Annotated in this window: 18 protein-coding genes and 1 tRNA gene; 10 read left to right on the plus strand and 9 right to left on the minus strand. The window is 67.1% G+C overall.

Going from position 1 to position 20,704, the window contains the following annotated elements:
- The first annotated feature begins 451 nt into the window (after positions 1-451).
- The gene (locus tag SK803_RS45405) at positions 452-718 is read left to right on the plus strand and encodes a hypothetical protein (RefSeq protein WP_319972472.1); all 267 of its coding nucleotides are present in this window, start codon (positions 452-454) and stop codon (positions 716-718) included.
- Complete coding sequence (locus SK803_RS45410) at positions 693-2,747, plus strand: recombinase family protein (protein ID WP_319972487.1); 2,055 nt, start codon at positions 693-695, stop codon at positions 2,745-2,747. The genes SK803_RS45405 and SK803_RS45410 overlap by 26 nt, the downstream gene beginning before the upstream one ends.
- On the opposite strand, the gene SK803_RS45415 is transcribed toward SK803_RS45410, so the two are convergent.
- The 3 genes from SK803_RS45415 to SK803_RS45425 all read right to left on the minus strand — a co-directional run bounded on the left by SK803_RS45415 (position 2,704) and on the right by SK803_RS45425 (position 3,794).
- Positions 2,704-2,778 (minus strand) — tRNA-Val (locus SK803_RS45415). The two genes, SK803_RS45410 and SK803_RS45415, sit on opposite strands and share 44 nt — an antisense overlap.
- A gap of 37 nt (positions 2,779-2,815) precedes the next feature.
- Positions 2,816-3,280 carry a peroxiredoxin gene (locus tag SK803_RS45420; RefSeq protein WP_319972473.1) on the minus strand — a complete coding sequence of 155 codons (465 nt, stop codon included), beginning with the start codon at positions 3,278-3,280 and terminating at the stop codon, positions 2,816-2,818.
- An 82-nt stretch (positions 3,281-3,362) separates the two neighbouring features.
- Positions 3,363-3,794 carry a DUF3052 domain-containing protein gene (locus SK803_RS45425; protein ID WP_112263631.1) on the minus strand — a complete coding sequence of 144 codons (432 nt, stop codon included), beginning with the start codon at positions 3,792-3,794 and terminating at the stop codon, positions 3,363-3,365.
- 319 nt (positions 3,795-4,113) lie between these two features.
- On the opposite strand from SK803_RS45425, the gene aceE reads away from it, so the two are divergent.
- Positions 4,114-6,873, plus strand: a complete 2,760-nt coding sequence (gene aceE, locus SK803_RS45430) for a pyruvate dehydrogenase (acetyl-transferring), homodimeric type (RefSeq protein WP_319972474.1) — start codon at positions 4,114-4,116, stop codon at positions 6,871-6,873.
- A 99-nt stretch (positions 6,874-6,972) separates the two neighbouring features.
- Here aceE and SK803_RS45435 read toward each other — a convergent pair whose 3' ends face one another.
- Both SK803_RS45435 and pnuC read right to left on the minus strand, forming a co-directional pair.
- Positions 6,973-8,145: a M14 family metallopeptidase gene (locus tag SK803_RS45435; protein WP_319972475.1), complete on the minus strand. Its 1,173-nt coding sequence runs from the start codon at positions 8,143-8,145 to the stop codon at positions 6,973-6,975.
- The gene (pnuC, locus tag SK803_RS45440; protein WP_319972476.1) at positions 8,142-8,765 is read right to left on the minus strand and encodes a nicotinamide riboside transporter PnuC; all 624 of its coding nucleotides are present in this window, start codon (positions 8,763-8,765) and stop codon (positions 8,142-8,144) included. The genes SK803_RS45435 and pnuC overlap by 4 nt, the downstream gene beginning before the upstream one ends.
- Before the next feature lie 55 nt (positions 8,766-8,820).
- On the opposite strand from pnuC, the gene SK803_RS45445 reads away from it, so the two are divergent.
- Together SK803_RS45445 and SK803_RS45450 are read left to right on the plus strand one after the other, a co-directional pair.
- A complete protein-coding gene (locus SK803_RS45445; RefSeq protein WP_319972477.1) occupies positions 8,821-9,912 on the plus strand; it encodes a phytase in 1,092 nt (363 codons plus the stop codon).
- A 9-nt stretch (positions 9,913-9,921) separates the two neighbouring features.
- Positions 9,922-10,974 carry a winged helix DNA-binding domain-containing protein gene (locus SK803_RS45450; RefSeq protein ID WP_319972478.1) on the plus strand — a complete coding sequence of 351 codons (1,053 nt, stop codon included), beginning with the start codon at positions 9,922-9,924 and terminating at the stop codon, positions 10,972-10,974.
- Here SK803_RS45450 and rfbB read toward each other — a convergent pair.
- The 4 genes from rfbB to SK803_RS45470 form a co-directional block, all read right to left on the minus strand.
- Positions 10,964-11,938: a dTDP-glucose 4,6-dehydratase gene (gene rfbB, locus SK803_RS45455; protein ID WP_319972479.1), complete on the minus strand. Its 975-nt coding sequence runs from the start codon at positions 11,936-11,938 to the stop codon at positions 10,964-10,966. The two genes, SK803_RS45450 and rfbB, sit on opposite strands and share 11 nt — an antisense overlap.
- Positions 11,935-12,990, minus strand: a complete 1,056-nt coding sequence (locus SK803_RS45460; RefSeq protein ID WP_319972480.1) for a glucose-1-phosphate thymidylyltransferase — start codon at positions 12,988-12,990, stop codon at positions 11,935-11,937. The genes rfbB and SK803_RS45460 overlap by 4 nt, the downstream gene beginning before the upstream one ends.
- A 132-nt stretch (positions 12,991-13,122) precedes the next feature.
- Entirely contained in the window at positions 13,123-13,896 is a 774-nt protein-coding gene (locus SK803_RS45465; protein WP_319972481.1) for a mechanosensitive ion channel family protein, read from the minus strand.
- A 216-nt stretch (positions 13,897-14,112) separates the two neighbouring features.
- Positions 14,113-15,672, minus strand: a complete 1,560-nt coding sequence (locus tag SK803_RS45470) for an alpha/beta fold hydrolase (protein ID WP_319972482.1) — start codon at positions 15,670-15,672, stop codon at positions 14,113-14,115.
- Positions 15,673-15,792: 120 nt separating this feature from the next.
- On the opposite strand from SK803_RS45470, the gene SK803_RS45475 reads away from it, so the two are divergent.
- The 5 genes from SK803_RS45475 (at position 15,793) to fabF (ending at position 20,602) form a co-directional block, all read left to right on the plus strand.
- Positions 15,793-16,992 (plus strand): PucR family transcriptional regulator, encoded by a 1,200-nt coding sequence (locus SK803_RS45475; protein WP_319972483.1) that lies wholly within the window; start codon positions 15,793-15,795, stop codon positions 16,990-16,992.
- Positions 16,993-17,186: 194 nt separating this feature from the next.
- Complete coding sequence (locus SK803_RS45480) at positions 17,187-18,116, plus strand: ACP S-malonyltransferase (protein WP_319972484.1); 930 nt, start codon at positions 17,187-17,189, stop codon at positions 18,114-18,116.
- Positions 18,113-19,090, plus strand: a complete 978-nt coding sequence (locus SK803_RS45485; protein ID WP_319972485.1) for a beta-ketoacyl-ACP synthase III — start codon at positions 18,113-18,115, stop codon at positions 19,088-19,090. The genes SK803_RS45480 and SK803_RS45485 overlap by 4 nt, the downstream gene beginning before the upstream one ends.
- 43 nt (positions 19,091-19,133) lie before the next feature.
- Positions 19,134-19,370, plus strand: coding sequence for an acyl carrier protein (locus SK803_RS45490; protein ID WP_030465146.1), 237 nt, complete (start codon positions 19,134-19,136; stop codon positions 19,368-19,370).
- Positions 19,367-20,602 carry a beta-ketoacyl-ACP synthase II gene (gene fabF / locus SK803_RS45495; protein WP_319972486.1) on the plus strand — a complete coding sequence of 412 codons (1,236 nt, stop codon included), beginning with the start codon at positions 19,367-19,369 and terminating at the stop codon, positions 20,600-20,602. Before SK803_RS45490 ends, fabF begins: the two co-directional genes overlap by 4 nt.
- Positions 20,603-20,704 lie beyond the last annotated feature (102 nt).

Raw genomic sequence — 20,704 nt, forward strand, 5'->3', positions numbered from 1 at the left:
CGAGGGCTGCGGCGGCACTCGAAGAGATCGAGCGTGAGGCGAAGAGTAGGCGCGACGCCATCGAAGGCCTGTTCGGCGGCGAAGCCGCACCCGGCAAGCCTGCGAGCCGCTCGAAGAAGGCAGAGCCGCAAGGCTAAACCTCACTCGAAGGCGGTAGGTGGCAGATTGTCTCCACCTACCGCCTGCTTAAAACACTGGGCTGTCAATTCCACAGCACCACCCCAACAGATTAGGACAGGTTTTCCTCTCTTGGCACATCGCGAGAGTACTGAGAAAATCCTGAAAGAAAGGATTCCAGCAATGAAAGAAACCGCAATTTCAAACGCGCACTAGGATTGCACGCGCAAGGCTGCCAGCGTCCCGAAATCACCTTGCAGTGTCCTTTATTCGAGCAAACGGTCGAGTATCGGCCGAGACTCAACGCGACTTGTGCAGCCAATACGCCGAGGACATGGGCCTGCACATCACTTACGAGTTTGCGGTAATCGGCGTCGGCTCCAGCCACATGGCCACATTCGAGGCCCTCATTGGACTCTTCTACTACCTCAACAAGAACCCACAAATCAGCCACCTCATAGCCGTGGACTGCAGCAGGCTGACTCGCCACGGCGAAGTTTTCGCCATGATCACAGCGATGCTGAACGAGCTGGAAGTTGAACTCACGACTCGCACCGACATTATTCGACTCGTCGATGAATCAACCAACAAGGAGGCATGATGTGCGCATCAACGGCGAGAACGAACAGTCAGAACTGATCGATCATTCCTCCCACGAAGAGGAGACCGAGCGCTCACCCAAGACCGTGGCAAGCCTGGCAAACATTGCCCGCCGCAGGGAAGCGCGAGCCAACGTCATCGAGGAGATTCGAGCCAAGCAGGTCCCCGAATCCGTCGAGGAAGTTGGCGATCTTTCTCCAAGGCTGGCGGCAGCCATCCAGCGCCAGCCACCACGCGCTCAACGTCGTGCTGCCGAGAGCTCGCGTTCCTCACCGATTGCCTTAATCTACCTGCGCGTGAGCACGAAGGAGCAAGCTCAGCGTGGAGGCAACGCCGAGGGGTATTCAATTCATACTCAGCGCAGTGCCTGCTACCTAAAATCTGAGCAGCTTGGCGCCACTGTCGCGAACGAGTACGTGGACGCCGGGGAATCTGCCCGTTCAGCAAAACGGGATGACCTCCAACGCATGCTTCGAGACGTAAAGCGTCTGCGGCCAGACTTCGTCATTATCCACAAGATCGATCGCCTCGCTCGCAACCGCGAAGATGACCTGGCAATTAATCTGTTGCTCCGCAGATACGGCGTGAAGCTCGTGTCATGCATGGAGCACATCGACGACAGCCCAAGCGGGCGGTTGCTCTACGGCGTCATGGCTGAGATAGCTCAGTTCTACTCGGCGAACTTGGCAGAGGAGGTTATGAAAGGCCTCATCGCCAAGGCAGAGGAGGGCGGCACACCGTATCGCGCACCGATCGGCTATACGAATCGACGAGAGATGCGCGGCGGAATTGAGCGCTCGTGGGTTGAGTTAGACGAGGATCGCTGGGATATCATCCGCTGGTGCTTTGACGAGTACTCAACCGGCGAGTGGTCAGGGATCGATCTGACACTGGCCGCACAAGCAAAAGGATTGACCACTCGCCCAACTCGTACCAAGCCAGCAGCACCCATCTCCCTGACGACGATGTACCACATCCTGCAGAACCCGTACTACATCGGCATCGTGTCCTACCGAGGAATTCACTACGAAGGCAGGCATAAGGCCATCGTCGAGCCAGAGAAGTGGCTTGCAGTGCAGGATATTCTGGCCGCTCACAACAACACGGGCGAGAAGGACCGAAAGCACAATCACTACCTTCGAAGTACCATCCACTGCTCCGAATGCGGTGGACGCTTGGTGTACTCAGAAGCCAAGGGCAACGGCGGCAAGTACATCTACTTCATGTGCTCAAAGAAGAAGACAAAAGTGAATCACTGCCAGCGACCCGCTGTACGGGTGGAGCGCATCGAAGAGGGGATTCTTCGGTTCTACGAGGGCTTCCAAGTCAAGCCGGAAGCGGCAGCCCTGATCCAAGCCGGCGTTGAGTGGAGCCTGGAGGCTCAGCGCGAAGATGCTGAGCGAACGACGAAGCGAGCGAAGGCACGCCGCGCGTCAGTCGAGGCAGAGCGCCAAGTGCTGCTCCGAGCGCACTATGCGGACGCTGTGCCGCAGGATCTCCTTGCGAGCGAGATGCAGCGCTTCACGCGCGAGTTGGCGGAAGCCGATGGACAGCTCCGGGCTGCCCAGGTGGCGACTACCGATGTCCTGTCGACGCTGCAGCTCTCACTACGGGCTGCAACAAGGTGCGAATCGGAGTACGCGTGGGCACCGAACCAGATCCGGCGACAGATCAACCGCGGGTTCTTCAAGAGTCTGCGGATCGGCGAGGATGGCAGTGTCGAGCGCTACGAGCTGAACGAGCCGTTCAAGTCACTCCTTGCGGTTCAGGGGCCGCCGTTGGGCAAGACGGCCCCCGCAGAGGCGGAACCGGGCATAGTGCCAGCTGAGGCCGTTGATGGCAGTGATGCTGGAGCCACGGCAGAGCGAGCCACGCCTTCGGTAGTTCTGCAGGCGTCATTCCCAGAAAACGATGTAACAGATAGTAAAAACAACAACACGCACCGTAGATGGTTCTCTACGGTGCGCGGTTTGAATGACGCATATCTGGTGGGCGCGACAGGGATCGAACCTGCGACCGCTCGGGTGTAAACCGAGTGCTCTTCCGCTGAGCTACACGCCCCGACCCCACGCCCGAAGACGCAGGGGGTACAGCTACATCATGCCTTGAGAGAGGCTACGGCCTTCTTCCAGGCGTCCTGATCGCGGGCCTCACCCGGCGCGTTCACCTCGGCGAAGCGCACCACGCCGTCGACGTCCACCAGGAACGTGCCCCGCAGCGCCATGCCCACGGCCTCGTTGAACACGCCGTAGGACTGCGCGACGGCGCCGTGCGGCCAGAAGTCGGACAGCAGCGGGAACTGGTAGCCCTCCTGGTTCGCCCACGCCTTCAGCGCGAACGGGGAGTCCACGGACACGCCCAGCACCTGGACGTTCTCGTCCTCGTAGGTCGCCAGTTCGTCGCGCAGCTGGCAGAGCTCACCCTGGCAGGTGCCGCTGAACGCGAACGGGTAGAAGACCAGGAGGACGTTCTTCGCGCCACGGAACGACGACAGCGTCACAGGCTGCTTGTTGTAGTCGTTGAGCGTGAAGTCCGGGGCTTCCGAACCGACCTCGAACGCCATGAAACAGACCCCTCCGGTTGACGAGACGAACCACGGGCGGTGTCAGTGCCCGTGGATCAACCCTATGTCAGCTTGAGGTAGGTCAGCGCTTGGCCTTGGTGGACTTCGGCCACACCAGGCGGGTGCCGGCCCAGTCGTCGGCCACGCTGATGTTCGACGTCTGCGAGAGGCCCGCCGTGGGGACGGCCTCGGCGATGTCACTCGGCTCGACGTGCCCGGGGCGGCCGGTCTTGGGGGTGAGAACCCAGATCACGCCGTCCTCGGCGAGCACGCCGGTAGCTTCGAGCAAGGCGTCCACCAGGTCACCGTCGTCCTCCCGCCACCAGAGCAGCACGATGCTCACAGTTTCGTCGGCATCCTCGTCGAGGAGGTCGCCCCCGATCTGCTCCTCGACTGCGGCACGGAGGTTGTCGTCGACGTCCTCGTCCCAGCCGAGTTCCTGGACGACCATGCCCGATTCGATCCCGAGCTTCTCGGCGACGCCGATCTTGCCGGCGTCTTCCGCGGCGACCACGGTTTTCACTCCTCCAACTACGCAAGAGCGACAGCCCTAAGACTGCCGCCAGAGTCCGTTACTCGGGCTAGCGAACACTGTCAGCTACCTCCGGCGCAACTGTTGACCACTTGACACGCCGGAACAGGCACCCCTGTGGAGATCCCTAGACTGGCATGAGGCACGCTCTACATACCTCTTATCGCGCGCGCGTGAGCGACACGATCCAGAACTACCGATCAGTAGCGGTGACGAAGTCGTCGCGCAAGGACAACGATAGGAGCGCGTGGCACGGTTTCCGGGCCATCGCGAGTACCGCCAACGAAGCCGAGGAGACACCTTGAGCCCGCAGAACACAGGCCCCGAGCGGGTACGTGTCATTCGCGACGGTCTGGCAGCACACCTGCCGGACATCGACCCCGAAGAGACTTCGGAGTGGCTCGAGTCGTTCGACGAGGTGCTCAAGGGTGGCGGTCAGCAGCGGGCGCGTTACCTGATGCTGCGACTGCTGGAGCGGGCGGGCCAGAACCAGGTCGGCATCCCGTCGCTGACCAGCACGGACTACGTCAACACCATCCCCACCGAGCGGGAGCCGTGGTTCCCCGGTGACGAGGAGGTGGAGCGTCGCTACCGTGCGTGGATCCGCTGGAACGCGGCGATGACGGTGCACCGCGCGCAGCGGCCGGGTGTGGGTGTCGGTGGACACATTTCGACGTACGCGTCCAGCGCCTCGCTCTACGAGGTCGGCTTCAACCACTTCTTCCGCGGCAAGAACCACCCCGGTGGCGGCGACCAGATCTTCATCCAGGGTCACGCCTCCCCCGGTGTCTACGCCCGCGCGTACCTCGAGGGCCGGCTGTCGGAACACCAGCTCGACGGCTTCCGCCAGGAGTACTCGCACGCCGGTCCGGGTGGCGGCCTGCCGTCGTACCCGCACCCGCGGCTGATGCCGGACTTCTGGGAGTTCCCCACGGTCTCCATGGGCATCGGCCCGATGAACGCGATCTACCAGGCGCGGTTCAACCGCTACCTGCGCGACCGCGGCTTCAAGGACACGTCCGACCAGCACGTGTGGGCGTTCCTCGGCGACGGCGAGATGGACGAGCCGGAGTCGCGCGGCCTGCTGCAGCTCGCCGCGAACGAGCAGCTCGACAACCTCACGTTCGTGGTCAACTGCAACCTGCAGCGCCTCGACGGCCCGGTGCGCGGCAACGGCAAGATCATCCAGGAGCTGGAGTCGTTCTTCCGCGGCGCCGGCTGGAACGTGATCAAGGTCGTCTGGGGCCGCGAGTGGGACGCGCTGCTGCACGCGGACCGCGACGGCGCGCTCGTCAACCTGATGAACGCCACGCCCGACGGTGACTACCAGACCTACAAGGCGAACGACGGCGCGTACATCAAGGAGCACTTCTTCGGCCGCGACCCGCGGACGAAGGCTCTCGTCGAGCCGATGACCGACGACGAGGTGTGGAACCTCAAGCGCGGCGGCCACGACTACCGCAAGGTGTACGCGGCGTACAAGGCGGCGACCGAGACCGTCGGCCAGCCGACCGTGATCCTCGCCAAGACCATCAAGGGCTACTCGCTCGGCCCGCACTTCGCGGCCCGCAACGCGACGCACCAGATGAAGAAGATGACCCTGGACGACCTCAAGGGTTTCCGGGACAGCCTGCGCATCCCGATCTCGGACGCACAGCTCGAGGCCGACCCGTACCTGCCGCCGTACTACCACCCCGGGCAGGACAACCAGGAGATCCAGTACATGCTGGAGCGCCGCCGTCAGCTCGGTGGCTTCCTGCCGGAGCGCCGCACCAAGTCCAAGGCGCTGGTGCTGCCGGGCGACAAGGTCTATGACGGCATCCGCCGCGGTTCGGGCAAGCAGGAGGTCGCCACCACGATGGCGTTCGTCCGGCTCGTCCGCGACCTCGCGAAGGACCCGGAGATCGGCCCGCGCATCGTGCCGATCATCCCGGACGAGGCACGGACGTTCGGCATGGACTCCATGTTCCCGACGCAGAAGATCTACAACCCGAACGGCCAGGCGTACACCTCGGTGGACGCCAACCTGATGCTCGCCTACAAGGAGTCCGAGCAGGGCCAGATCCTGCACGAGGGCATCAACGAGGCGGGTTCCACGGCGTCGTTCACGGCGGTCGGCACGTCCTACGCCACGCAGGGCGAGCCGATGATCCCGATCTACATCTTCTACTCGATGTTCGGCTTCCAGCGCACGGGCGACGGCCTGTGGGCGGCGGCGGACCAGATGGCGCGCGGCTTCGTGCTCGGCGCCACCGCGGGCCGCACCACGCTGACCGGTGAGGGTCTGCAGCACGCCGACGGCCACTCGCTGCTGCTCGCGCACACGAACCCGGCCGTGGTCTCGTACGACCCGGCGTGGTCCTTCGAGGTGGCGCACATCGTCAAGGACGGTCTGCGGAGGATGTACGGCGAGAACGCCGAAAACATCTTCTACTACATGACGGTCTACAACGAGCCGTACGTCCAGCCCGCCGAGCCGGAGAACCTGGACGTGGAAGGCCTCCTGCGGGGCCTCTACAAGTACCAGGACGGCCCGCAGACCGGTGGGCCCCGTGCCCAGATCCTCGGCTCGGGCGTGGGCCTCCCGTGGGCTCTCAAGGCCCAGAAGCTGCTCGCCGAGGAGTGGGGCGTCTCCGCGGACGTGTGGTCCGCCACGTCGTACTCGGAGCTGCGCCGCGACGCCGTCGACACCGACCGCCACAACCTGCTGCACGTGGACGCCGAGCCGCGCGTGCCGTACGTGACGCAGGTGCTGAAGGACGTGCAGGGCCCGGTCATCGCCGTGTCCGACTGGGCGTCGGCGATCCCGGACCTGATCCGCCCGTACGTCCCGACCGACATGACGACCCTGGGCACGGACGGCTTCGGCTTCTCCGACACCCGTCCGGCCGCCCGCCGCCACTTCCTGGTGGACGCGGAGTCCGTCGTAGTAGCCACGCTGGCCGCTCTGTCCAGGCGCGGCGAGGTCGACCAGGCCAAGGTCGTCGAGGCCGCCCGCAAGTACCGCATCAACGACGTGCAGGCCGCCGGCCCGTCCACGGGTGACGCGGGCTTGGCGTAACCGTCAGAACCGTCTGAGGGGCCGTTCCGCACGCGCGGAGCGGCCCTTCTCACGTCCTGAGGGCGCGTGCGGTGCGCAACGCGGCCTCAGGTCAGAGTGCTAGCACTGGGCGACGGGCTGAGCCTTCAACAGTGGTTCGTCGGCGCGGGCGTCCATCAGGAGCGGGATCAGGGCGCGGGCCTCCTGCTTCAACGGCACGATCCGGTCACCCCCGCGGAGGTACTGCGACTTGATGCCGTGCAGAGCCAGTTCGTCGGCGAAGTCCCGGTACTGGGCCCCGGTCAGCACATACCCGCACGGCGGAGTCGCCAGGACGTCCTCGGGAGCCGGAGCCTGGTTGTCGGCGCCGCCGAAGTACAGCGGGCCGGACCGGACGGCGCGCGACGCGGCGTTGGCGGTTTCGATGGCCGAGCGGTTCTCGCGGACGAACGACTGAGTGCCGTCCAGGGCCTTCAGGTGCGACTCGACGCGGTAGGCCGGGGTGCCGTCGGCGTTGGTCTCGACCAACAAGCCCATGCCGTGCTTCAGCCCTCCCGTGTTGCGGAGGATGCGTTCCTGGCCGTCGCCCGCGACCTGGCGGACGGGCTCGCCGGTCACCGGGTCCACGTAGATGCCGTAGACGCCGGACGTGCGACCAGCAGCCTCAACGGACGGGCGGACGTACGAACGGGACAACGTCTCGGACAACGAGTGCACGCCGTCGGCGACGTTGAGGTTGCGCGGCCACAGCCAGAGGACGTCCTTCACGTAGTAGGGCGCGGAAGGGCCGAACTCGTGCAGGTCGTGGATGACGTCAGGCTTCCAGTCGCGGATCACGGCGGCCATCGCGCGGGCCTCGGCGGTCCTCAACAGCAGGTGGTCGCGGTTGATGTCGATGCCGGACGAGTTGCCGCGGGTGTCGGCGGCGCGGCCGTCCGGGTTGGCGTTCGGGACGAACAGGTAGGTCACCGAGGACGACCGCGGCAGCGAGCGCATGCGGATCAGGCACGCCTCGCGGCCGGCGGGTTCGTCGCCGTGCTGCGAGCAGATGAAGAGCACGACCGTGCGGGCCGACGCGGGGCCGACGCGCACGAGCTGGACCTGACGGCCTTGGGCCGTGGTCCCGATCTGCGAGGTGGGAAGGTTCAGGGCACGCAGGTAGGTCTGTTCCTCGGACTCCGTCGTCCACTTGCCGGTGAGTTCGAACCCGGTCCGCGGGGGCCCGGGAGCGGCCAGGGCCGGAACGGGAACCAGCAACGAAGCAGCAGCCAACAACGCGATCAATCCCCTCATAGAGGAGACTTTGCCGCCTCTGTCAACCGGCGGGCGGTGCGCGTCCAGTCGAGGAAACCGTGGATCACCAGGCCCGCGAAGATCAGGTAGACGACCGCGCTGAAGTACAGCCCGGACTGGATCTGCAGCGGCACGCCGACGGCGTCGACCACCAGCCACACCAGCCAGAACTCCACCAGGCCGAGGCCCTGCAGCGCGAACGCCAGGATCGTCCCGATGAAGATCGCGGCGTCCGGCCACGGCGCCCACGAGGCGTCCAGCGCGTCCAGGAGCAGCGCGAACGCGACCGTGCCGACGACGAAAACAGCCACCACCGCGGCACGTTCCCGCCACGAGCCGGTCCGCACCACGACGCCGAAGACCGGGTCGCGGTGGCGCACCCACGCGTACCAGCCGTAGACGGCGATAGCACCGACGACGACCTGGCGGGTCGCGAGACCGCCCAGGTGCGCCGACAGGTAGACGGTGAAGAGCAAAGCGACCGAGACCAGCTGAACGGGCCAGGTCAAGAGTGAACGGCGCTGTGCCAGGAAGACGACGGCCAGCGCCAGCACCTGTCCGACCAGCTCCGTGTACGCGATCTTCTGCCCGAAGATCGTCAATCCCACCTCGTACCACACGGCTTGTTCCCCCGGGGTTCAGTCGCCGTATACCGGTGTTTCCTACGGTCCCACCATGTCATCTTCCTTAGCGCTGGCGCTGGTGCCTTTGTTCCTGACCGCCCCCGCGACACCCGTCATCACACCGACGGTGATCACGCAGACGTTCGAGGAGCCCGCGGACGCGGACGACCCGGCCATCTGGGTGAACCCGCGCAACACCGAACGCAGCGTGGTCCTGGGCACGCTCAAGGAAGGCGGCCTGGCGGCGTTCGACCTGAACGGCCGCACCATCGGCGTCCACCCGGCGCCGCAGCCACCCACGCCGGACGCGAAGCCCGGCCGGTTCAACAACGTCGACGTGCTCGGCGACCTCGCGTTCGTCAGCGACCGCGGCCGTGACCGCGTCCGGGTGTTCCAAGTGGACGAACGCGGCGTGAAGGACGTCACGAACCCGGCCACCAGGCCGGTGTTCAGCAAGACCGAGCAGGAGGTCGACGACCAGCACAACGTCTACGGCCTCGCCGCCGGGCACGTCAACGGCAAGGACGTCGTCGTCACGAGCAGGCGCAACGAGACCAGCATCGCGCTCCTGCAGGTCACCAAGGACAGCAAGGCCTACGACACCAAGAAGGTGTCCACTCTGGACCTTCCGAACACCTTCACCCTGCCGGACGGCAAGCAGTGGACGGTGTGCGGTGAGCCCGGCGAGGGCCCGCAGGTCGAGGGCATGGTGATCGACGAGCGCACGAACACCCTCTACGCCGCGCAGGAGGACGTCGGCATCTGGCGCATCCCGTTGCGCGCCGGCGGCTTCGGCAAGCCGCAGCTGGTCGACAAGGTCCGCACCTGGGGCGCGCCGCAGAAGTTCAACCCCGAGACCGAGGAGTGCGAGGCGGACGGCCCGAACCCCGGCTTCGGCGGCCAGTGGCTCGAAGCCGACGCCGAGGGCCTGACCATCGCGGACGACGTGCTGCTCGCGTCCAGCCAGGGCGACTCGCGGTTCGTCGCGTACCGCAAGGCCGACATGAAGCCGTTGAAGGACTTCAGGGTCTCCGACGTCGAGCACTCCGACGGCGCCGACATCGTCCTCGGCAAGCTCAACCTGCTCGTCGTCCACGACGGCGAACGTCCGAACGGCACCGGTTTCGCGTTCATCAGGTTCTAACCTGTCCCCATGGGGACGCCACACCGGATCCTGAGCCAGGACGAGCTCAACAGGGCACTGATCGAACGACAGATGCTGCGCGAACGCGCCGACCTCGGCGCGTTCGCGACCATCGAGCGTCTCTTCGGCATCCAGGCGCAGGAACCGAAGTCGCCGTACATCGGCCTGTGGACGCGGCTGGAGAACTTCCGGGCAGAAGAGCTCGAAGACCTCCTCGTCAGCAGGCACGCCGTCCGCATCCTGCTCATGCGCGGCACGATCCACCTGGTCAGCGCCCAGGACGCCCTCGCGCTCCGGCCCCTCACCCAGATCAAGCTGGACCGCGAACTGCAGAGCGGCCCGTTCGCGAGCCGCCTGCGGGGACTCGACCTCGACGCCGTCGCCGAAGCCGGCCGCAAGATCCTGGAGGACACTCCGCAGGGCACCGCCGACGCGGGCAAGCGGCTCCTCGAACGCTGGCCCGACCGCGAGCACACCGTGCTCGGCAACGCCCTGCGCAACAAGCTCGCCCTCGTCCAGCTCCCGCCGCGCGGTCTGTGGCACCGCAGCGGAAGAGCGGTCTGCACGACGCTGGAAGCCTGGCTCGACCAGGAACAGCACCCCATGAGCCTGGAAACGCTGGTTCTCCGCTACCTCAAGGCGTTCGGCCCGGCGACCGTCATGGACGCCCAGCAGTGGTCCGGCCTCACCAGGCTCGCCGAGACGTTCGAGGCACTGCGCCCGCAGCTGGTGACCTTCGGCAACGAGGCGGGCAAGGAGCTGTTCGACCTCCCCGACGCCCCGCGGCCCGACCCGGGAACGCCGGTCCCGGTCCGGCTTCTGCCCGAGTTCGACAACATCCTGCTCGCCCACGCCGACCGCCGCAGGGTCATCGCGGACGACCGCCTCGGCGTGGTCGTCGGCGGCAAACCGACGGTCCTCGTCGACGGCTACGTCGTCGCCACCTGGTCGATCACCAAAGACAGCACGATCACCGTCGACTACCTCGACAGTCTTCCTCCGAGCAGGCAGAAGGCGGTCGCCGAGGAGTGCGACCGCCTTCAGGACTGGATCAGGACGTGAAGTCCCGCAACGGCTTCCACCAGGCCGGGTGGTCGCGGTACCAGGCGACGGTGTCCGCCAGGCCCTGCTCGAACGACACCAGCGGCTCGTAGCCGAGCTCGGACCGGATCTTCGTGTCGTCCAGCGCGTACCGCTGGTCGTGCCCGAGCCGGTCGGCCACCCGCTTGATCAGCGCGGGCCCCGCACTGCACAGGTCCAGCAGGGCGTGGGTGATCTGCAAGTTGGTGCGCTCGTTGCCGCCACCGACGTTGTAGATCTCGCCTGCCCGCCCGGAGGCGAGCACCAGCTGGATCGCCCGGCAGTGGTCGGAGACGTGCAACCACTCCCGCACGTTCGACCCGTCCCCGTACACCGGCACCTGGAGGCCGTTGAACAGGTTCGTGATGAACAGCGGGATCAGCTTCTCCGGGTGCTGGTACGGCCCGTAGTTGTTGGAGCAGCGCGTGATCGACACGTCCATCCCGTGCGTCCGCCAGTACGCGCGGGCGATCAGGTCACTGGACGCCTTCGATGCGGCGTAAGGAGAGTTCGGCTGCAGCGGCCAGGTCTCGGTCCAGGCGCCCTCGTCGATCGACCCGTACACCTCGTCGGTGGACACGTGCACGACCCGGGACACCCCGGTGCGGCGGCAGGCTTCCAGCAACGTCTGCGTGCCGAGAACGTTGGTGAGCACGAAGTCCGCGGCCGCCGTCAGCGAACGGTCCACATGCGACTCGGCGGCGAAGTGCACCACCGCGTCGTGGCCGGGCAGCAGCTCCAGCAGCAGCTCCAGATCGCAGATGTCGCCTTCCACGAACGACATCCGCGGGTGCGTCTCCGGCAGGTTCGTGCGATTTCCCGCGTACGTCAGCTTGTCCAGCACGGTGACGTGTGCGTTCTCGTAGCCCGCGTACCCACCGTCGAGCATGGTGCGGACGTAGTGCGAGCCGATGAACCCGGCCGCCCCGGTGACCAGCAGCTTCACGCCGCCACCTCCACATGTGCGTCGTCACCGACGACCAGCCGGTGTTGTTTCGCCGACCCGACCCGGGCCTTCCGCCCGATCAACGACGTCTCGATGCCGGAAACGTTGTGCACGAAGGCACCGGACAGCACGATCGAGTCGGACACCCCGGCCTCGGTGATCCGGCAGTCCGCGCCGATCGCCGTGTACGGCCCCACGATCGACTCCTCGACGAGGGTTCCCGCGCCGATGATCGCGGGCCCGACGATGCACGACCGCACGACGCGCGCGCCCTCCTCGACCACGACCTCCCCGATGAGCGTGCTCTCCTCGTCGACGATGCCCTGGATGTCGGTGCGCAGCCTCATCAGCACCTCGCGGTTGCACTCCAGCACGTCCTCGACCTTCCCGGTGTCCTTCCAGAACCCCGAGTAGATCCGCGCCCGCACGTCGCGCTCGTGCGTCACCAGCCACTGCAACGCGTCGGTGATCTCCAGTTCGCCCCGCCACGACGGCTCGATGGCGTCCACCGCCTGGTGGATGAGCGGGGTGAAGAAGTACACGCCGATCATGGCGAGATCACTGCGCGGCTCCTGCGGCTTCTCCACCAGCCGCGTCACGCGCGAGTTCTCGTCCACCTCCGCGACGCCGAAAGCCCGCGGGTCCTCCACCTTGTAGACGACGACCTGCGCGGACGGCCGCACCGCCGCGAACTCGTCGGCGATCTCGGAGATGCCCTCGATGAGCATGTTGTCGCCCAGGTACATGACGAAGTCGTCGTCACCGAGGAACGGCCGCGCGATCTTCACGCAGTGCGCGAGTCCCAGCGGCGCGTCCTGCGGGATGTACGTGATCGCCACGCCCAGGGCGGACCCGTCGCCCAGCACGTCGGAGATCTCGTTCGCGCGGTCGCCGACGATGATGCCGATCTCGGAGATCCCGATCTCGCGGAGGTTGTCCACCACATACTCGAGCACCGGCTTGTTGGCGATCGGGATCAGTTGTTTCGGCATCGAATAGCTGAATGGTCGTAGGCGTGTTCCCGCGCCTCCGGACAGCACCAGGGCTTTCATGGAACTTCTCCTCCACCGACTGTCACGTGGAACCGAGGTTCGCCGCCCGTGGTGGACCGCAACTGGAGAACGGCCTAAACAACGAAGAAGGGCCCGCGCTGCGTCAGCGCGGGCCCTTCTCCGAGGTGGGAACTACCTCTCGGTCATCGGCATGCCCGACGGCGGCGTCGGGGCGTCACCCGAACGACCGCCCACGGTCGCGGGCATGTCCTGCGACGCACGCGGCGTCGGCGACTGGGCCGCGGCCGCCTCGTCCTGCACGCGGTTCAGCCAGCCCTCCCAGCGCTGCTGCATCGGGCGGACCAGGCCGCCACCCACACCGATGACGATCACGCCGGCGACGGTGGCGAGCACGGCGATCAGCACCGGCATGGTCACCGAGATCGCGATGCCCAGCTGGTTGAGCGCCGCGATGACGCCGAGCGCCATCACGAAGCCGTAGGTGATGTTGCCCATGATCTTCGTGTACGAGCGCTGACCCAGCGCACCGGTCACGATGCCCTTGAGCGCCGTGCCGATCGCCGACGCGACGATCACGAGCACCATCGCCACGACGATGCGCGGCAGGTACGCGATGACCTCGTTGAGCAGCGTGCTGACGGGGTTCGACGCCCCGAACACGCCGAACGCCAGCTGCAGCGCGATCAGCAGCACGAAGTAGTACACGATCTTCGCGATCAGGCCGGTCGCGTCCATCGACGACTGCTTCATCGCGCCGTTGAGGCCCGACTTGTCGACGAGCTTCTCGAAGCCGACGCGCTTGAGCAGGAACTGCACGCCCTTGGCGAGCGCCTTGGCGATGAACCAGCCGATGACCAGAACGAGCAGGAAGCCGAGCAGCTTCGGCACGAACGTGGCCACCATCGCCCACGCCTGGCCCAGGCCCTCGGTGATTTGCGAGCCCACGGGCCCTCCTAGAAAAAAGTTGCGGTGAGTGAAGATCCGACCAGCTGATCGTTTCGCGGATCACACCGCTTCACAACTTCGACACTGTGACACGAAAGGGTGGCTGACGTGGATTTTTGTCTCAATACAGTCCAGAGTGGAACTACCGGTGGGGACCGGGGAGAGGGAAGCGCCCGCCACGCTCTGTGGTGGGCGCTTCCACATTTCGCGGGGGAACTAGGGCTGTCCGGCACTCAGTCCGCGGCCGTCGAGGTACGTCTGGATCCGGTCGGAGGACAACGCAGGGGCCGCCCCGCCCTGACCGTCCTTCGGCACGTCCGGCCGCGCGTCGCCGTCGCATTCGGAACTGCTGCCCGGCAGCGCCCCGTCGATCAGGTACCGGTTGACCTTGTCGTCGACGCACTTGTTGCCGCCGTTGTAGAGGCCGTGCTTGCCCTCGTCGACCACGGTGATCAGGTTGTGCCCCAGCCGTGCCGCCATCGCCGGGCCGCCCGCGTACTGGGTCTGCGTGTCCCCTTCGGACTGCACGACGACGCCGACCGGGTAACCGTTGCGGGCGATCTTCACCGCCTCCTCCGGCGGCGTGAACGAGCGGAACGTGCACGTCATCGGGGCGGCCCGGACGATGCCGAAGCCGTACGGGTAGCGCTCGCGGAACGTGCGCATGTCCTCGTAGTAGACGTGCAGGTCGGTCGGCCAGGCCGATTCACAGGTGACGGTGTCGAACACACCGGACCGCAGCTCCTGCAGGCTCGTCTTCGCGAGCACCTGCCCGGCCTTGGCGCCCTCGGCGTTCTCCGGCTTCTCCCCCGACCGCAGCTTGATCACGATCGACGCCAGGTCCGACCACAGTGGACGGTAGCGGGCGCCCACACCCAGTGCGCCGTCGAAGGAAGAGCGGTTGTGCTCACCGACCGGCGTGGCGTGCAGCTTCGCGGCGACCTTCTCCACCTCGGCCAGCACCTCGGCCTGCGACTTGCCCAGCGCGAACTTCTCGTTGCGTTCCGCGGCCCACGTCGCCCACGTCTCGACGTCCTGCCGGTACGCCACGGCCTGCTGGCGGAACTGCTCGTGCCAGATCCACTCCGGGTGCACCGCCGAGTCGAGCACGCTGCGGTCGAGCCGGTTCGGGAACAACGTCCCGTACACCGCGCCCAGGTACGTGCCGTAGGAGTAACCCAAGTAGTTGATCTTCGGTTCGCCCAGCACAGCGCGCATGAGGTCCATGTCCCGCGCGGTGTTCGCGGTGCTGATGAACTGGCGGATCCCCCCGGCCGACTTCTGGCACGCCTCCTCCGCCTCGCGCGCCTCGGCCGCCCACTTGCCGAACTCCTCGTCCGCGGGACGGGAGTCCGGCGCGGCGATCGCCGGCGCGGTGCGGCAGTTCAGCGCCGTCGAACCACCGACGCCGCGCGGGTCGAAGCCGATGACGTCGTAGACCTGCGTGAGCTCGGACTTGGCCAGGAACAGCGGCAGGCCGAGGCCGGAGCCACCAGGTCCACCCGGATTGGTGAACAGCACGCCGCGCCTGCGGTCCTGCGCCGCCGCTTTCCTGCGGCTGATCATCAGGTTGATCCGGTCGCCCGCGGGTTTGGTGTAGTCGAGCGGCGCGACGAGCGTGGCGCATTCCAGCTCGGCCAGCTTCCCGCTGCACGGCGCCCACTTGACCGGCTGCGCGGTGAACTCGGCGAGCGGGTCCGGTGGGTCGGCCGACGCGGTCACGCCCGTGGCGGCGAGCGCACCCACGCCCAGGACGAAAGCCAGGAACCTACGCAAGACGAAACCTCCGCGCCGAACGGACAGACCACTGCCGCCCGACGGTATGGCTGATCATGTGCCCGCATGGGTTCTGTCACCCGTCCCGGTGATGTCCCTTCGAACGCCTAAGCTGCGGGTATGACCACCCCCAAGGCGAAGGAGGAGCATCCGCCCACCCTCTCCGCCCGCACGATGCGCAAGATCGAACGCGCGTCCGGCTCGCTTGCCACCGCGAGCGTGGCGGAGATGGAACGACGGCTGCCCTGGTTCGCCAGGATGCCCGCCGACCAGCGCGCGAGTGTGCTGCTGCTGATCCAGAACGGCGTGGCGGGGTTCGTCGAGTGGCTGCACGACCGGCAGCAGGCGATCCGGCTCACGGCGGACGCTTTCCGGTCCGCCCCCAAGGACATCTCCCGCTGGGTGAGCCTGCGTCAGACCGTCGAGCTCGTCCGGATAGCGCTGGAGCTGTTCGAGGAGCAGATGCCGGCGATGGCGGCGACCGAGGCCGAACGCGCGCTGCTGATGGAGGGCGTGCTGCGGTACGGGCGCGAGATCGCCTTCTCCGCCGCCACGTCCTACGCCGCGGCCGCCGAGGCGCGCGGCGCGTGGGACGCCCGGCTGGAAGCGCTGGTCGTGGACGGCATCGTGCGTGGTGACCCCGAGGAGTCGTTGCTCAGCAGGGCCGCGGCGCTCGGCTGGGACCCGGCGATCGAGGCGACCGTGCTGGTCGGCAACCCCGGCGGGGAGGACCCGCCGACGATCATCTACTCGGTGCGCAGCAAGGCGGCCCGCGCCGGCCGGCCGGTGCTGCTGTCCGTGCAGGGCTCCCGGCTGGTCGTCGTGCTCGGCGGGCCGACGGAGACAGGTGAGGACGTGCTGGGACGCATCGCCGAGGGCTTCGGCGAGGGACCAGTGGTGGCGGGCCCCACCGTCGTCAACCTGTCCGAGGCCCATCGCAGCGCCAGCGACGCGCTGAGCGGGTTGCGCGCCGTCGTGGGCTGGCCTGCCGCGCCCCGCCCCGTCCGCTCGCTCGACCTGCTGCCGGAACGGGCGCTCGCGGGCGATCCGGAGGCCGAGTGGCAGCTCGTCGACAGGGTTGCCCGGCCGCTGGAGGACGCCGGCGGCGCGCTGCTGGAGACCGTGGACGCCTTCCTGGAGGTGGGCGGCGTGCTGGAGACGTGCGCGAAAAGACTGTTCGTGCACCCGAACACGGTCAGATATCGCCTTCGGCGCGTTCAGGAAATGACGGGAAGAAATGCACATGACGCTCGAGACGCGCTTGTGCTTCGCGTCGCTTTGTCTGTAGGACGTCTTGCACGGTCCCGGGGCCTGTGGTAGCCCACGGCCTGTGACGGAGTTCGCACACATCCGTTAGGGTGAGAGCCAAACGACCTGCCCACGCGCTGAGCTGGGGATACGTCCAGCAACGTTCACCCTGCCGACACTTTTGTAGGGTCTCTACAAATACGATCGCCGTACTTCGTTCTTTACAGCATGGGGTACCGGTGGGTTCACCAGCTTTAGTAATCCACGTGATCGCACTCCTCGCGCCCGGACAAGGGTCCCAGACGCCCGGCATGCTCACCCCCTGGCTCGAACTGGAGGGGGCGGAGAAGCAGGTCCGCACGTGGTCGGAGATCACGGGCCTGGACCTCGTGCGCCTCGGCACCACCGCGGAGGCCGACGAGATCGTCGACACCGCGATCACCCAGCCGCTGGTCGTGGCCCTCGCGCTGCTCGCGTTCGGTGAGCTGCGCCGCCGCGTCGAACTGCCCGCCGACGTCGTCGTCGCGGGCCACTCGGTCGGAGAACTCGCCGCCGCGTCGATCGCGGGCGTCATCAGCGCCGACGACGCGGTCGCCCTGGCCGGTGTGCGCGGTGCCGCGATGGCACAGGCGTGCGCGCTCGAGCCGACCGGCATGGCCGCGGTGCTCGGCGGCGACGAGCAGGAGGTGCTCGCGCGCCTCGAGGAGCTCGGTCTCGTGCCCGCCAACCGCAACGGCGCCGGTCAGATCGTCGCCGCCGGTCCGCGTGCCGCTCTCGACGAGCTCGCGGAGACCCCGCCGGGCACGGCGAAGGTCCGCAAGCTGGCCGTCGCGGGTGCGTTCCACACGAAGTACATGGCGCCCGCAGAAGACGCGGTGCGCGCGCGTGCCGCCGAAGTCACCACGCACGACCCGTTGATGCCGCTGCTGTCCAACAAGGACGGTCAGGCCGTCACCGAGGGCACCGAGGTGCTGCGCCGCCTGGTCTCCCAGGTCACCAGCCCGGTCCGTTGGGACGTCTGCCAGGCGACGCTCGTCGAGAAGGGCGTGTCCGGCTCGGTCGAGCTGCCGCCCGCTGGCGCTCTCACGGGTCTCGCCAAGCGTGCGATGAAGGGCACCGCCACCCTCGCCCTGAAGACCCCCGACCAGCTCGAAAAGGTCGCGGAGCTCTTCAACACCGTTGGAGCCAATAAGTGACGACCTTCCAGGCCCCGCAGACATCTGCCGGGAGCCGCATCATCGGACTCGGCAGCTATCAGCCCGAGACGGTGGTGAGCAACCACGACCTCGCCCAGCGCATGGACACCTCGGACGAGTGGATCCGCGAGCGGGTCGGCATCGTCAACCGGCGGGTGGCGGCGAAGGACGAGGGCGTCGTCGACATGTCCGTCCTGGCGGGCACCAAGGCGATCGAGGACGCGGGCCTCACCCCTGCCGACATCGGCGGCGTGATCGTGGCGACCTGCACCATGCCGTCGACCATCCCGAACGCCGCGGCCCAGGTCGCCACCAGGCTGGGCATCACGGCAGCAGCCGCGTTCGACCTGAACGCCGCCTGCGCGGGCTTCTGCTACGCCGTCGCGACCGCCGCGGACATCGTCCGCGCGGGCTCCGTCAAGCACATCCTCGTCATCGGCGCGGAGAAGCTCACCGACTGGACCCACCCCGACGACCGCTCGACCGCGATCATCTTCGCGGACGGCGCGGGTGCCGTCGTCGTCGGTGCCAGCGACGAGAACCAGATCGGCCCCGTCGCCTGGGGCTCGGACGGCACGATGTCCGAGGTCATCAGGATCGACGACCGCGACTCGTTCATCCACCAGGAAGGCCAGACGGTCTTCCGCTGGGCGACGACCCAGATCTCGCCCATCGCGATCCGCGCCGCCGAACTCGCGGGTGTCGAACTGTCCGATGTGGACGTGTTCGCCCCGCACCAGGCAAACTTGCGGATCATCGAGGCGATCGCCAAGCGCCTGCGCAACAATGGTGCGCGGGAGGACCTGAAGGTCGCTCGAGACATCGTCGAATCCGGTAACACCTCCTCTGCCTCGATCCCCCTGGCGCTGGACCACATGCGGGCGGCGGGCGAGATCTCCAGCGGAGACGTGGTGCTGATGGTCGGGTTCGGCGCAGGCCTGTCCTACGCGGGACAGGTGGTCACGTGCCCGTGAGTGCCCCCAGTTTTTCCATCGTTTCAATCGAAAGGGAACTTCAGTGAGCGACAACGTCCTGTCCGGTCTTGCCGAGATCGTCGAAGAGGTCGCCGGTGTGGCCGCCGACGACGTCACCGCTGAGAAGTCCTTCGTGGACGACCTCGACATCGACTCGCTGTCGATGGTCGAGATCGCCGTCCAGGCGGAGGACAAGTTCGGCGTGAAGATCCCGGACGACGAGCTGGCCAACCTCAAGACCGTTGGTGACGCGGTGAACTACATCACCAGCAACAAGTGACGTCGGACGTCGACGTCGTCATCACCGGGCTGGGTGCCACCACCCCGCTCGGTGGTGACGTGATGTCGACGTGGGACGCGCTGCTCGCCGGCAAGAGCGGGGTCCGCCCCATGACCCACGACTGGGTCGACAAGTACGAGCTGCCGGTCAAAATCGCGTCGGAACTCGTCGTCGACCCCACCGAGGTCCTGCCCCGCGTGGAAGCGCGGCGCCTGGACCGCTCCGAGCAGGTCGCCATCGTGGCGTCCCGCCAGGCGTGGTCCGACGCCGGACACAACGACGACACCGTCGACCGCCAGCGCCTCGCCGTCATCATCGGCACGGGCATCGGCGGCGCCATCACCCTGCTGACCCAGGACGACCTCCTGGAACAGCACGGCCTGCGCAAGGTGTCGCCGCTGACCGTCCCGATGCTGATGCCGAACGGCCCGGCAGCCCACGTGGGCCTGGAACTCAAGGCCCAGGCAGGCGTGCACGCCCCGGTCTCCGCCTGCGCGTCAGGCGCAGAGGCCATCGCGTGGGCCTACCGCATGATCAAGTCCGGCGAAGCCGACGTGGTCGTCGCAGGCGGCGCGGAAGCGTGCATCACGGCAATCCCGGTAGCGGGCTTCTCACAGGCCCGCACCATGAGCACCCGCAACGACGAACCAGAAAAAGCCTCGCGCCCGTTCGACACGGCCCGCGACGGCTTCGTCCTGGGCGAAGGCGCGGGCGTCATGGTCCTGGAACGCCGCGAGTTCGCCGAAGCCCGAGGCGCCAAGATCTACGGCCGCCTAGCAGGCATCGGCACCTCAGCCGACGGCTACCACATCACCGCGCCAGACCCCGAAGGCGTGGGCCAGTCCCGCGCCATCGCCGCGGCCCTGCGCTCAGGCGGCATCGAGCCGTCCGACGTGGGCCACGTGAACTGCCACGCCACCTCCACCCCGGTAGGCGACGTCGCGGAAACCGTGGCAATCCGCAAGGCGATCGGCGACCACCCGGTCCTGACCGCCCCGAAGGGCGCCCTGGGCCACCTCCTGGGCGCAGCAGGCGCAGTAGAAGCCATCGTGACCGTCCTGTCGATCCGCGACGGCGTGGTTCCCCAAACGCTCAACCTGGAGAACCTCGACCCCGCGGTAACCCTCGACGTAGTCGCAGGCGAACCCCGCAAGATCAAGCTGGAAGCCGCAGTGAACGACTCGTTCGGCTTCGGCGGCCACAACGTGGCACTGGCCTTCACTCCGGCCTAAGTACCACCCCCGCCACAACGCCCCGGTCCACACACGGACCGGGGCGTTGTGCTTACCGCACAAGGCAACGCCACGCCGAGGCCGCAGGCGAGGCGACCCGAC

This window comes from Lentzea miocenica, from assembly GCF_033949945.1.
Lineage (GTDB): Bacteria > Actinomycetota > Actinomycetes > Mycobacteriales > Pseudonocardiaceae > Lentzea > Lentzea miocenica.

Bases quoted from the DNA above. Each gene is read 5' to 3' on its own strand.
- SK803_RS45435 (WP_319972475.1), bottom strand. From the start codon at position 8,145: ATGAGGGGATTGATCGCGTTGTTGGCTGCTGCTTCGTTGCTGGTTCCC.
- SK803_RS45450 (WP_319972478.1), top strand. From the start codon at position 9,922: ATGGGGACGCCACACCGGATCCTGAGCCAGGACGAGCTCAACAGGGCA.
- SK803_RS45460 (WP_319972480.1), bottom strand. From the start codon at position 12,990: ATGAAAGCCCTGGTGCTGTCCGGAGGCGCGGGAACACGCCTACGACCA.
- SK803_RS45420 (WP_319972473.1), bottom strand. From the start codon at position 3,280: ATGGCGTTCGAGGTCGGTTCGGAAGCCCCGGACTTCACGCTCAACGAC.
- SK803_RS45410 (WP_319972487.1), top strand. From the start codon at position 693: ATGAATCAACCAACAAGGAGGCATGATGTGCGCATCAACGGCGAGAAC.
- SK803_RS45445 (WP_319972477.1), top strand. From the start codon at position 8,821: ATGTCATCTTCCTTAGCGCTGGCGCTGGTGCCTTTGTTCCTGACCGCC.
- SK803_RS45475 (WP_319972483.1), top strand. From the start codon at position 15,793: ATGACCACCCCCAAGGCGAAGGAGGAGCATCCGCCCACCCTCTCCGCC.
- SK803_RS45405 (WP_319972472.1), top strand. From the start codon at position 452: ATGGGCCTGCACATCACTTACGAGTTTGCGGTAATCGGCGTCGGCTCC.